At 57.0% G+C, this 13,015-nt stretch carries 11 protein-coding genes and 1 tRNA gene; 10 read left to right on the plus strand and 2 right to left on the minus strand.

Annotated elements, in window-relative coordinates; translation table 11 throughout:
- Positions 1 to 547: 547 nt before the first annotated feature.
- Complete coding sequence (locus tag AC6I6H_RS20485; protein ID WP_497956178.1) at positions 548 to 1,342, minus strand: HAD family hydrolase; 795 nt, start codon at positions 1,340 to 1,342, stop codon at positions 548 to 550.
- Positions 1,343 to 1,516: 174 nt separating this feature from the next.
- Between AC6I6H_RS20485 and polA the strand changes: the two genes are divergently transcribed.
- The 5 genes from polA (at position 1,517) to AC6I6H_RS20510 (ending at position 7,269) form a co-directional block, all read left to right on the plus strand.
- Positions 1,517 to 4,228 (plus strand): DNA polymerase I, encoded by a 2,712-nt coding sequence (gene polA, locus AC6I6H_RS20490; protein WP_497956179.1) that lies wholly within the window; start codon positions 1,517 to 1,519, stop codon positions 4,226 to 4,228.
- A 116-nt stretch (positions 4,229 to 4,344) separates the two neighbouring features.
- Positions 4,345 to 5,217 carry a DNA-formamidopyrimidine glycosylase gene (gene mutM / locus AC6I6H_RS20495; RefSeq protein ID WP_497956180.1) on the plus strand — a complete coding sequence of 291 codons (873 nt, stop codon included), beginning with the start codon at positions 4,345 to 4,347 and terminating at the stop codon, positions 5,215 to 5,217.
- 166 nt (positions 5,218 to 5,383) lie between these two features.
- Entirely contained in the window at positions 5,384 to 6,100 is a 717-nt protein-coding gene (locus AC6I6H_RS20500; RefSeq protein ID WP_497956182.1) for an MntP/YtaF family protein, read from the plus strand.
- 12 nt (positions 6,101 to 6,112) lie between these two features.
- Positions 6,113 to 6,709, plus strand: a complete 597-nt coding sequence (gene coaE / locus AC6I6H_RS20505) for a dephospho-CoA kinase (RefSeq protein WP_497956185.1) — start codon at positions 6,113 to 6,115, stop codon at positions 6,707 to 6,709.
- Positions 6,706 to 7,269, plus strand: a complete 564-nt coding sequence (locus tag AC6I6H_RS20510) for a lytic transglycosylase domain-containing protein (protein WP_497956186.1) — start codon at positions 6,706 to 6,708, stop codon at positions 7,267 to 7,269. The genes coaE and AC6I6H_RS20510 overlap by 4 nt, the downstream gene beginning before the upstream one ends.
- 98 nt (positions 7,270 to 7,367) lie before the next feature.
- On the opposite strand, the gene AC6I6H_RS20515 is transcribed toward AC6I6H_RS20510, so the two are convergent.
- On the minus strand, positions 7,368 to 7,592 hold the full coding sequence (locus AC6I6H_RS20515) for an alpha/beta-type small acid-soluble spore protein (RefSeq protein ID WP_497956188.1): 225 nt from the start codon (positions 7,590 to 7,592) through the stop codon (positions 7,368 to 7,370).
- Between the two features lie 98 nt (positions 7,593 to 7,690).
- Between AC6I6H_RS20515 and nrdR the strand changes: the two genes are divergently transcribed.
- From nrdR to AC6I6H_RS20540, 5 genes are all read left to right on the plus strand, one after another.
- The gene (gene nrdR / locus AC6I6H_RS20520; protein WP_497956189.1) at positions 7,691 to 8,173 is read left to right on the plus strand and encodes a transcriptional regulator NrdR; all 483 of its coding nucleotides are present in this window, start codon (positions 7,691 to 7,693) and stop codon (positions 8,171 to 8,173) included.
- A 101-nt stretch (positions 8,174 to 8,274) separates the two neighbouring features.
- Positions 8,275 to 8,350: transfer RNA gene (locus AC6I6H_RS20525), tRNA-Ala, on the plus strand.
- 336 nt (positions 8,351 to 8,686) lie between these two features.
- Positions 8,687 to 9,352, plus strand: a complete 666-nt coding sequence (locus tag AC6I6H_RS20530; RefSeq protein ID WP_497956193.1) for a hypothetical protein — start codon at positions 8,687 to 8,689, stop codon at positions 9,350 to 9,352.
- Between the two features lie 353 nt (positions 9,353 to 9,705).
- Positions 9,706 to 10,407, plus strand: coding sequence for an ABC transporter ATP-binding protein (locus tag AC6I6H_RS20535; protein ID WP_497956195.1), 702 nt, complete (start codon positions 9,706 to 9,708; stop codon positions 10,405 to 10,407).
- Positions 10,408 to 10,411: 4 nt separating this feature from the next.
- Positions 10,412 to 12,787, plus strand: a complete 2,376-nt coding sequence (locus AC6I6H_RS20540; protein ID WP_497956197.1) for an ABC transporter permease — start codon at positions 10,412 to 10,414, stop codon at positions 12,785 to 12,787.
- The last annotated feature ends 228 nt before the right edge of the window (positions 12,788 to 13,015 follow it).

A 13,015-nucleotide genomic window follows, 5' to 3' on the forward strand; every position in this document is an offset into this window, starting at 1 on the left:
CCGGGAACACCGGGAACACCGGGAACACCGGGAACACCGGGAACACCGAAACACTGGCGCGTCGCACTTTCTCGATCGAAGATTCCTGCAAATGTGCAGGATTATTCCCAGATAGAAAAAAGGGAAAGGCCTATTACAGCGATAGTGCAACATTCCTTTGGCTTTATGGCCTAAAACTCGCTATAGGGAGCCCAAATGCTGCATAATCGCAGCATTCCCTGCCGCAGGCGTTTTTTTCAGCAGCCAATGATGCATTTTTGCATGATTGTCGGTAGGCAGCAGGAGGAGTTAAGAAGAAGCTGAAAGAATAAGAGGCGCAATTTGCAGCCAACCCACGACAGCCGGCACTCCCCAAAGATGTATCTCGAAAGAGCAGGATTTTGCCTGATTATTCTTGGCTCGAAATCCCGTTCGGATTACCCGGAAGCCCCACTGGAGGAGAACTACCAGCCAAGCACAACTGCAAGAAGCCGCTTAGCAGGAATTTCGCCGGTCATTGTAAATGGACTGACCGCGGCAAGAGAGCTTCACAGGTGAAGCTTGGCACTCAACGAAGGATATCGGTCAATTGCGCCAGGCTCCGCACGATTAGAATCCGGCTGCTGCTGGACTGCCGGAGAACCGGTTCACCGGCGGCGTCTCCCTGCTTCAGCCAGGCTGCGTCTATCCCGGCCGCAAGAGCGCCCTTCACGTCGCAGCGCCAGGAGTCGCCGACCATCAGGGCATCTTCCGGCCGTGCTTTCAGCGCTTGCAGCGCCAGCCGGAATAGCGCGGGATGCGGTTTGGCGCGCCCGCCGGCCCGGTCCGGGCTGAACAGGCGGCCAGGCGGAAGCAGATCGCCGAGCCCCGCGCGCTCGATGCGCCGGAGGAGCCGCCTGCGCGAGCCGTTGCTCACGGCCGCGATGCGGCCGCGTCCGGCGAGCTCCGCGAGCGACGGCCGTGCGTCGGCGTAGAGCTGCGGCCGCGCGTCGGCGCGCTCGCGGATGCGGGCGCCGAGCGCTTCGGCCGCGCCCGCGCCGCCGGCGGGCAGGCCCGCGAGTGCGGCCCGCAGGCAGGCGGCCCGCTGCGTGCGGCCGGCCTGCGGGCGGCCTGCAGCGCCGGCGCGTGAACCGGCGCGGCCGCGGCTTGCCCGCGCGCCGGTTTGCGCGAGCCGCGTCTCCTCGCGGCGGTAGGCGGCGAGCGCGAGCCGCGCCGTTTCGGCGGCATCGCGGTCCCAGCGCGCCGCAAATTCCTCCACCACTTCGAGAAAAGCATGCTCGAACGTGGCGGCCGGATCGATCAACGTTCCGTTCAGATCAAACAGTATGGCTTTTTTTTCGCCCGAGGCAAATAACGGCTTCATCCGGCAGCCCCCATCCCTTCTGCGCCTGTGGCCTTTTCCCAAAGGAATATGCCGCGCCGCAAGGTTTTATCCGGCGGATGCGATATGCTATGATGGAGAAAGGTTGTCCTGTGACAACCGCCTACGCTGGAAGCAACAGGCGGATCAACGCCAATGCCATAAATGAGGTGGACCATGAGCAAATTGATTCTGATCGACGGAAACAGCATTGCCAGCCGTGCGTTTTACGCGCTGCCGCTTTTGAGCAATTCCGCCGGTTTGCACACCAACGCGGTTTACGGCTTTACGACCATGCTGCTGCGCTTGATCGAAGAAGAGAAGCCGACGCATTTTCTCGTCGCGTTCGATGCCGGGAAAGTCACGTTCCGCCACACGGAGTACAAGGAGTACAAGGGAGGCCGGGCGAAAACGCCGCCGGAGCTTTCCGAACAGTACCCGCTGATCAAGGAGCTGGTCAAAGCGTTTGGCATCGCCCAGTTTGAGCTGGAGGGCTATGAGGCGGACGACATCATAGGCACGATGAGCCGCGCCGGGGAAGCGGACGACCTGCAGGTGGTCATCGTCACCGGCGACAAGGACATGCTGCAGCTGGCGTCGGACCGCGTCACCATCGCCCTGACACGCAAGGGGGTCAGCGAGACCGAGCGGTTCGATCCGGCGCATCTTCAGGATACATACGGGCTGGAGCCCGACCAAATCCGCGACCTCAAAGGGCTCATGGGCGATTCCTCGGATAACATTCCGGGCATCCCCGGGGTCGGTGAAAAAACCGCTTTAAAGCTGCTTCATGAATACGGAAGCGTCGAAAAGGTTTTGGAATCGGCCGACGGCATCAAAGGAAAGCTGGGCGAGAAGATCCGCGCCCATGCCGAGGAAGCCCGCATGAGCAAAGAGCTGGCGACCATTTTCCGCGAAGTGCCGATGGATATATCCTGGGACGACAAAACCTACAAAGGCTTTGACGGGCAAGCCCTGGCGGCCATGTTTCGCAAGCTGGAGTTCAAGTCTCTTCTCGAAAAGCTCGATTTCGGCGCAGGGGCCGCACCGGCCGACGGGGCCTCCGCGAAAGGAGCGGAGGCCGGAGCGGAAGAAGGCTCCGGGGCGGATACCCGAAGCGAAACCCGCCCGGATCAGCCCGTCGTTATCCTGGATGAGGCCGGACTGGCCGACTTCGCCGCCCGACTGGATACGGTCGATACCGTGCACGTCGAATCAGCCGGCGAGAACCCCCATACGGCGGACTTCCTCGGCATGGCTTTTCAAACCGTTGAGGCCGGCTACTTTTTGGCCAAAGACTTGCTATTGTCTGATTCGGCTGCGGCCATTCGCGATTGGCTGGCTGACCCCCGGAAGCCAAAGGCAATCTTCGACCTGCATCGGGCGAAAATCGTTTTGTCCTGGCTGGGGATCACGCTGAAGGGCTGCGCGTTCGATGTCATGCTTGCGACTTACCTGCTGGACCCGACCGAGTCCACCCAGACGCTTCATGCGCTGGCTTTTAAATACGGATTGCGTGACATTCCCGACGACGCCGACGTCTTCGGCAAAGGCGCGAAATTCAAGGTTCCCGATACCGAAACGCTCGCTGCTCATTTGTGCCGGAAAGCCGCTGCGGTCAGAGAGCTTCAGGACATCCAGAAACGGGAGCTGGACGAAAAGGAAATGACCGGGCTGTTCTTTGACCTGGAGCTTCCGCTGGCGGCGCTTCTGGCCGAGATGGAGCTGCAGGGCGTCAAAATCAACCCGGACCAGCTCCGCGACTTCGGAACCGAGCTGAACGAACGGATCGCGGCCATTGCGGCGGACATCTACCGCCATGCGGGCGGGGAATTCAATCTGAATTCGCCCAAGCAGCTGGGGGATGTGCTGTTTAACCGGCTGGGCCTGCCCGTCGTCAAAAAAACCAAAACCGGCCCGTCCACGGATGTCGAGGTGCTGGAGCGTCTGCGAGCCAAGCACGAGATTGTTGCGCATATCCTGGATTACCGGACGCTCGCCAAGCTTCAGTCCACTTATATAGAAGGATTGCTCAAAGAGGTCCGGTCCTCCACAGGTAAAATTCATACGTATTACCGTCAGACGATCACGGCCACCGGACGGCTGAGCAGCCAATTCCCGAACCTGCAAAACATTCCGATCCGTCTGGAGGAAGGTCGCAAAATCCGCAAGGCTTTTGTTCCCTCGGAGGAAGGCTGGCTGATTCTGGCCGCCGATTATTCCCAGATCGAGCTGCGGGTGCTCGCCCACATTTCCGGCGACGAACGGCTGCAGGAAGCGTTCCATCACGACATGGACATCCATACCAAAACGGCGATGGACGTTTTCGGCGTAAAGGAAGCGGAGGTGGACCGCAACATGAGGCGTTCCGCCAAGGCGGTCAACTTCGGGATTGTTTACGGCATCAGCGACTACGGCCTTTCGCAAAACCTGGACATTTCCCGCGCGGAGGCGGCGAAATTCATCGAGCAGTATTTTGCCGTTTTCCAGGGCGTCCGCAAGTACATGGACGACATCGTCAAGTCGGCGCGGCGCGACGGGTATGTCACGACGCTTCTGAACCGCCGCCGTTACCTGCCGGAAATCAACGGCTCCAATTACAACCTCCGTTCCTTTGCCGAGCGGACTGCGATGAACACGCCGATCCAGGGCACCGCGGCGGATATCATCAAGCTGGCCATGGTCAAAATGGCGGCCCGGCTGAAGGAAGAGAAGCTGCAAAGCCGGATGCTGCTCCAGGTGCATGACGAATTGGTGTTTGAAGTGCCCCCGGAGGAAAAAGAAATCATGGAACGCCTCGTACCCGAAATTATGGAGAACGCCCTCCAGTTGTCCGTTCCGCTAAAGGTGGAAGTGGAAAGCGGAGCCGACTGGTACGACGCCAAGTAAAACGGCCGATTGCCAATCAAAACGGGTAGCCCGGAAGGCTCTCTTGCGGTATGCTTAAAGAAGCGGTTTTTTATTCGCTTGCTTATCAAGCATTTCAACAAGAGGTGAATTCATCCATGCCGGAATTGCCCGAGGTGGAAACGGTCGTCCGGACCCTGAACCGTCTGGTCGCCGGAAAAACCATCGCATCGGTCACGGTTCTGCTTCCCCGCATCATCCGCCTGCCGGAAGAGCCGGAGCGGTTTTGTGAAGCGCTTGCCGGTCAAACCGTTCATTCCGTCGCGCGCCGTGGCAAGTTTATCCGCTTTTTGCTGGACGGGCTTACCCTGGTGTCCCATCTTCGGATGGAAGGGCGGTACGGAGTTTACCGGCCGGACGAGCCGGTCGAAAAGCATACCCATGTCATCTTTCATTTTACCGACGGAACCGAGCTCCGGTACAAAGACGTGCGCCAATTTGGCACCATGCACATCTTCCGCACCGGAGAAGAATGGAACGGGCCGCCGCTGCATAAACTTGGACTTGAACCGCTTGACCCGGAATTTACGGCCGCCCTGCTCGCGGACAAGCTCCGCGGCCGGGCGACCAAGCTCAAACCTCATCTATTGAATCAGGAAACCATCGCCGGCCTTGGCAACATTTATGTGGACGAAGCGCTGTTTCGGGCGGGGCTTCATCCCGAGCGGCCGGCCGGCTCGCTGACCCGGCCGGAAACCGTCCGGCTGCACGAGGCGATTGTCGGCGTTTTGCAGGAAGCGGTCGATGCCGGAGGCTCATCCATCAAGTCTTATGTCAATGGACAAGGCGAGATGGGCATGTTTCAGCAGCAGCTTCTCGCGTACGGACGGAAGGGAGAGCCCTGCAGCCGGTGCGGCAAGCCGATTGTGAAGGCAAGGCTGGGCGGACGGGGGACGCATTTTTGCCCCGGCTGCCAGAAGCTTCCCGTCAAGCGGGCGACCCGCGTCAAAAAAGTCGAGCCTCTGGGCTGACCGGAAGAACGGGAGACCGGAAAAGCACACGGGTCGGAGCCAAGACATATCCTTAAGGTAGGCTGTGCTCGGGGGGCGTTGCTCCCGGAGTCAAAGACCGGCCGTTCGCCGGCCGTCCAGCCCTATCAACGGGCCTGCTTTCATGGTCCGCGGGAGGGATATCGCGTTGGTTCCGATCATGTCCCTGTTTTTTCTTGCGCTTGCCGTCAGCTTGGACGGTTTCGGCGTCGGCGCCATGTACGGCTTGCGGAAAATCCGCATTCCCCTGTTTTCGGTTCTGATCATCGCCTGCTGCTCCGGTCTTGTGATATTGCTTTCCATGAAGGTCGGCGTCTGGCTGTCCGCTTTTCTGGCCCCGTCGGCGGCTAAAAACGTCGGTGCAGCTATCCTGGTCGGGATCGGCGGATGGACGGTGTTCCAGATGCTGATTCAGCGGGACGAGGGCGCCGCTTCGGATTCGGGAGGCGTGAGCGGGTTTTCGGCGGAGCCTCCCGAAGGTTCATTTGAATCGGCCGGACAACAGGCCGAGCTCTCATCCGTGCCGCCGGTTTTCTCCATTGAGCTGAAACGGATCGGCATCGTGATTCAGATTCTCCGCCGGCCTGCCTTGGCGGACGCCGACCGGTCGGGCGTAATTTCCGCTTCCGAAGCGGGACTGCTTGGCCTCGCCTTGTCGCTTGATGCGTTCGGCGCCGGCTTCGGCGCCGCGTTAATCGGATATTCCCCGGCTGCAACCGCCGGGCTGATCGCCTTGTCCAGCGCCGTTTTTTTATCGCTGGGGTTAAAGGTCGGGTTTCAATTGTCGGATTTGGGCTGGGTTCGCAAGCTGTCGGTATTGCCCGGCTGCCTGCTGATCCTGATGGGGATTCTCAAGTTTTTTTAGGAGTGTTTGGTTATGAATATAGGCCTCACCGGAGGAATCGCTTGCGGCAAAAGCACCGTTGCGGCCATGCTGGTCGAACGGGGCGCCGCGCTCGTGGATGCCGATGTGCTTGCCAGGGAAGCGGTCGAGCCCGGAACGGAAGGGCTCGGCCGGATCGCCCGCCGGTTCGGACGGGACATGCTGTCCGCCGACGGAACGCTGGACCGCAAAAAGCTGGGAGCGGCTGTGTTTGCCGACGCTGCGGCCCGCAAAGACCTGGACGCGATCCTGCATCCGATCATCCGTGGCATGCTGGAAACCCGAATTCGGGAATGGGAAGCGCATGCGCCGGACAAGCTGATCGTAGCGGACGTCCCGCTGCTTTTTGAATCCGGCATGCAGGATTTGGTCCGGGAAGTCATGGTCGTGTACGTGCCGGAGGAAGTGCAGCTGGACAGGCTGATGAAGCGGGACGGGCTCGGCGAAGCCCAGGCGCTTCAGCGCATCCGGGCACAGCTGCCGATCGAGGAGAAGCGGAAGCTTGCGGATGTCGTCATTCGGAATGACGGAAGCCGGAAGGAAACAAACCGGCAGGTGGCGGAATTTTGGCGGGATAAGGGTCTGCCATGAGAGTGCTGCGAAAAAAACGGGTGTCGGCTTTGCTGCTTGTCGCGCTTTTGCTTCTCGTTTTTGCGAATACTACATGGATCGGCAAATTGATGTATCCCATTCACTACCGGGGCACCATCGAAGCATCGGCTGCCGAAAACGGACTGGACCCGCTTTTCGTGGCGGCGGTCATCCGGGTGGAAAGCAATTACCGCGCTCAATCGGAATCGAGCAAAGGAGCCCTCGGCATCATGCAGATCATGCCGGACACGGCGAACTGGCTCATGGAACGCGATACGACGCTTGCGGATATCCGAAACCGGGATTTGACCGAGCCGGAAGCCAGCATCCGCCTGGGAACGCATTATTTGCAGTATTTGTTTGAGCGCTTTGGAGACAACCCCTCGACCGTTGCGGCTGCGTATAACGCCGGACACGGCAAAGTGGCCCGCTGGCTGGAGGATGACGTGTGGAACGGCACGCTGGCTGATGCGGACCGGATCCCGATCGTCGAGACGCGAAAGTATGTAAAATCGGTGGATTACTACTATACGAAATACAGCAAGGTTTACGGAAAGTGACGTTCCTTCCGTTTGCTTTCCGTTTTACAGGAAAGAAGCGCCGGAGAAGCCGCTAGGGCTTCTCCGACACTTCCTTTGCTTTACGGAATCGGATATCATTATTTAGATTGTCCTGCGAGTTGTTGCTCGGCGATTTGCACCAGGCGGCGGGTAATGTGGCCCCCGATCGCACCCGTATCGCGGGATGCCATATAACCATAGTAGCCGTCTTGCGGAATTTGAATGCCCAGTTCTTGCGCCACTTCGTACTTCAGTTGATCCAAAGCTTGGTTAGCTTGGGGTACAACCAGCACGTTGCTGCTTCTGGATTGTCCTGCTCCCATGTCTGTCACCTCCTTATCGGTTGGTAACTGTATTATGTGCCTTACGAAGGACTTCATTCAGGTAACCCTTGGCAAGAAAAGCGAGGAGGAAGAAAAGAATGAAATGCCCGTACTGCGACCACGTCGGGACCAAAGTGCTCGATTCCCGCGCGGCCAACGAAAACAAATCGATCCGCCGCCGCAGGGAATGCGAAAGCTGCCTGCGCCGGTTCACGACCTTTGAAATGGTGGAGGAAACGCCGCTCATGGTCATCAAAAAGGATGGCAGCCGGGAGGAGTTCAGCCGCGAAAAGATCATGCGGGGGCTCATCCGCGCCTGCGAGAAGCGCCCCGTTTCGGTGGAGCAGATGGAGACGATCGTCTCCAATGTGGAAAAACGCATCCGAGAAACCGCGCTTTCAGAGGTGGAGAGCCGTGACATCGGCGAGGCCTTGATGCAGGAGCTTTATTCGGTGGACGAGGTGTCGTACGTCCGGTTCGCTTCGGTGTACCGGCAGTTCAAGGACATCGACATGTTCATGAAAGAACTGTCCCAGCTGCTCAGCAAAAATCAGCTATCCGGCCAGGCGGACAAGGTATAACCGGCACGCAAAAAACTTTTTAAAAAAAGGGTTGCGCATTTCAAAGTTGTCCTGTATAATCATTTCTTGTGACCGGGTAATAACGGTTCGCAAGAAAACACGGGGCCATAGCTCAGCTGGGAGAGCGCATCGCTGGCAGCGATGAGGTCAGGGGTTCGATCCCCCTTGGCTCCACCATACATACACTATTGATACAGCCGATGCAGGCTGTTTTTTTGCATAGTTGTGTAGAAGTGCTGACGATGTGTACGATTTGTCGTACAAGTCTTGCCCTTAATCTCTGCCATTTGCTTGCTTTGTACGACTTGTCGTATGAAATCAGGTGTTTGAATGGCTGGACCGGGATATTTGTACGACAAATCGTACAAACTGTATTGAATCATTGGATTAAGCATCGATTTCGTATGACGAATCGTACAAAGTTACTTGTGGCGAAGCACGCCTCGACTAATTCTGCTTGCCTGGGCAGGAATTAGCGGGGCGTTTTTTTATTCCTAAAATGAGGCGATAACAATGAGTTTCGAAATCGAACATGAAAAGTGGATCAACTGGCATTTGAGTCATCGTAATGGAGAACGAAAAGATGCATTAAAGCGAGGGCACGGCTACGGTAACCAAACCTTTGCAGAGAAAATCTGGTGGCCGCTGGTGGGGCATTTTCAAAGCTTGCATCCGGAATACGAGGTGCTGGATTGGCGTGGACGGTCGTATTTTGTGGATTTCATGTGGATCATGGGAGCACTGCGCTTTGCATTCGAGATTATGGACTATGGCTCACACGGCAAGGACCGCACCAAATACCGGATGGATCTGAATCGTGGGCTATTCCTGCAGTCTCAACAATGTCACGTGATATCCATTTCGCTAGATGAAATGAAAGAAAACCCTGCGTTCATTCAATCGATTCTGCGTAATATGTTGGCCCCTTATTTCACATCCGGAAAGCCTTCGCTACAATCGTTTGCCAAAATAGAACGAATGCTGATACGCTATGCGGCATGTCATAACCGAAAAGTCCGCCCGGCCGAAGCGGCAATCGAACTTGACCTTCATAAACAAACGGTCATCAAATACTGTCGCGAGCTGGCACGCAAGGGGAAACTTCGGCCGATCCCTACCGGAACCACAGGAAAAATATACCAGTATGAACTTATAGGGTCAATTTTTCATTTTGAATGAGGTGATTAGCCCACAGTTTAAACTCGCTGGAACTGGAATAGGACCGGTTGATCTTAAACGATTGACCAGCCGGGGCATGCAAGCAGCGGAGCTTAAACGGAAAATCCTTGTTATCGCAAATGGACAGCTGCTGCACGAGGTTGAAATGAAACGGATTGCAGACTATTATGTTCAACTTTGGGCAACACCAACGTCGTAGATGATTTGTCATTATCGGTGAAGAAGGGAGAAACCTGCTTGGGTTGAACGCCCCGGCGTCAGGAAAAGTAAAATTGCTTACAATGCGTTTGACAAAGAAACACCGTGTTCATACGATTAAGTATCGGCAAGTCAAAGTCAAGGGAGAGAAACGGATGGCCTATATTGAGTTCAACCATGTGGTCAAGCAGTACGCTTCGGAGGGAGTGGTCATCCAGGCCTTGGAAGACGCAAGCTTTGCGGTTGAAAAGGGAGAGCTGGCCGTGATTTTGGGCGCCTCCGGGGCCGGCAAGACCACCGCCCTCAATATATTGGGCGGCATGGATACCGCCACGTCGGGCGATGTCATTGTGGACGGCGAAGTGATTTCGCGCTACACCAAGAAGCAGTTGGTGGGCTACCGCCGCACCGACATCGGCTTCGTGTTCCAGTTCTACAACCTGGTGCCCAATTTGACGGCTTTGGAAAATGTAGAGCTGGCCGCCCAGATCCGCCCGGATTCGCTGGACGCCTCGGAAACCTTGGATAAAGTGGGGCTCTCGGAGCGCAAAAACAACTTCCCCGCCCAGCTTTCCGGCGGAGAGCAGCAGCGGGTGTCCATCGCCCGCGCCATTGCCAAGAAGCCGAAGCTGCTTTTGTGCGACGAACCGACAGGCGCGTTGGATTACAACACCGGCAAGCAGATTTTGCAGCTGCTGCAGGACATGTGCCGACAAGAAAAGATTACGGTGCTCATCATCACCCATAACTCCTCGCTGGCGCCGATGGCGGACAAGGTGATTCATTTCAAGAACGGCCAGGTGGTCAAGACCGTACAGAATGAGCAGCCGGTTCCGATCGCGCAGATTGAGTGGTGACGCGATGAACAGGGCTTATCTCAAGGATAGCTGGCGTTCCATTCGAAAAGGCTGGAAACGGTTTTTGTCCATTCTGACCATCACCGCGCTGGGCGTCGCCATGCTGACAGGCTTGTATGCTTCGTGCATGGATATGTATTATTCGGCGGACAAGTTTTATGACCGGCAAAATTTGTTTGATATTCGGATTCTGTCCCCCCGGGGGCTTGCGGAAGAAGACGTGACCGCACTCAAAGAGGTAAACGGAGTGGAAACAGCCGAAGGGGCGTTCAGCCAACCCGTTCAAACGGAGGTGGCGGGAGCGGCGAAAAGCGCCGAGCTGAAGATGCTCGGCTCCGAAGGGATAAACGCTCCGTATCTCCTGGACGGGGCGCTGCCAGCCCGGGCAAAGGAAATCGCCGTCACGCAAAACTATCTGGATGAAAGCGGAGCGTCCGTAGGCGATGCCTTGACGATTGGCAGCGATACGTATACCATCACCGGCGTGGTTTTGGACCCCATGAATATTCAAAGCACCGGCATGGCCAGTGTATTCCGGGCCACCGTCGCCACGGACTATACCTTTTTTGCGGCCGCTACGGACTTCAACAGTCCCGTTTTTACAGCCGTCTACATAACCCTAGGAGGCACAAAAGCGCTGGACACCTTTTCGGGAGAATATGAGCAGGCCGTGCAGGCCGTAATCGGAGAGATTGAACGCCAGCGCGAGCAGACAGGCTCCGGCGCTGCGGCGCAGTGGTATATTCAGGACCGCAGTTCGCTGGACAGCTATTCCAGCATGATCAATGACCTGTCCTCCATTGAAGCGGTGGGCAAGGTATTCCCGGTTATCTTCCTTCTGGTGGCGGTGCTCATGAGCCTGACCTCCATGACCCGGATGGTGGAGGAGGAACGGGGGCTTATCGGAACCTACAAGGCGCTGGGCTTCAGCAATGCCGCTATCAGCCGCAAGTACATCCTGTTTGCCTTCGCGGCTTCTTTTATCGGAGGGCTGTTGGGCGACCTGGCCGGTTTTGTTTTCATGCCGCAGTTCATTTCGGTGGTGCTGGAGGAACTGTACACGCTTCCCCGCTATGAACTGCGCTTTGATGTCCTCTACGGGGTGGGCGGTGTTCTCTTGTTTCTGGTAGCCATTGTGGGGGCGACGGTGCTGGCCTGCCGCAGCGAGCTCCGGCAGATGCCCGCGGCACTCATGCGCCCAAAAGCGCCCCGCGCCGGGTCCCGTGTCTTTTTGGAGCGGCTTCCGGCCGTCTGGAACCGGCTGAAGTTCCTGAACAAGGTTACGGTGCGCAATCTGTTCCGGTATAAAAAACGCTTGTTCATGACGGCGGGCGGGATAATGGGCTGCACGGCGCTGATTCTTTGCGGCTTCGCCATCAAGGATTCCATTGACCAGTTGGGCCCCAGACAGTATCAGGAGGTCTACCGGTATGATCTTATGGCCGTTGCCCAGGAAGGACAGTACGACCGCCTTGTCCAACAGCTTGCGGCGGACGGCAAAGTGAAAGACTCCCTCGAGGTGCGGGCGGACAGCGTGAAGCTCATCAATCCCGGCGGGAAAGCCGAAAAGGTGCAGCTGATGGCGGTACCCGAGGACGGCGCAATCGGGGATTACATCCGGCTGGAAAATCTGGACGGAGAGCTGGTTAAGCCGGAGGAGAGCGGAGTGCTGCTCACGGAGAATGCGGCGCAAATTCTGGGGGTGAAGCCGGGCGACACCCTTGCTTTGGAGGATATGGCCCTCAAGCAGCATGAAGTGATGGTATCGGATGTGGTCAAAAATTACTTGGGCAACAACATCTATCTGACGAAAAAGCACTACGGGTCCTTGTTCGGCGGTTTTGCCCCCAACGGCGTACTGGCTCATCTTTCAGCCGCCTCCGGCCAGGCCGCCTATGCGGAGATGCTGCTGGAACAGGATGCGGTGCTTTCCGCGGTAAGCACCGACGGTCTGCTGGAGCTGTACGGGTTTGATCTGATGAACGCCGTCCTGCTTCTGATCATTGCCATGGCCGGCGGTCTGGCTTTTGTTGTGCTCTTTACGCTCTCCAACACGAATATTTCGGAGCGCAGCCGGGAGCTGGCCACGATTAAGGTGCTGGGGTTTTATGATAAAGAGGTTCATCAATATGTCAATAAAGAAACGCTGCTGCTCACCTCGGCCGGCATCCTGATCGGACTGCCCGTCGGCCGGTTCATCAGCGGTTTCCTGACCGCGGCACTTAATATGCCGTCGATCTACTTTGCCGTGCATGTAGAGCCGGTCAGCTATCTGATAACCGCGGCAATCACCTTCTGCTTTGCCGTCGCCGTCAATTGGATCACCAATCGGACGCTGAACCGCATTGATATGGTAGAGGCGCTCAAAAGTGTGGAATAAGCAGGTCCGCTTGGATAATTTCGCGGCATGGGCTGCCAAACACCGAAAACGTATCGGGGTTTGACGGCTTTTTCTTTTGCCTGATCGCCCGCCGGAAAGGTTTGGGCAGACAACCGGGAAAAGGAGGATACCTCCCGCTCTAACGGTTGCCACCGGGCTTATGCACACGAAAACCGCCTTGTTTTTTTCTACCCTGAAAAAAACGCAACGTCATAGTCTGTGGTGCCC

It is taken from the genome of Gorillibacterium sp. sgz306347 (assembly GCF_059735245.1).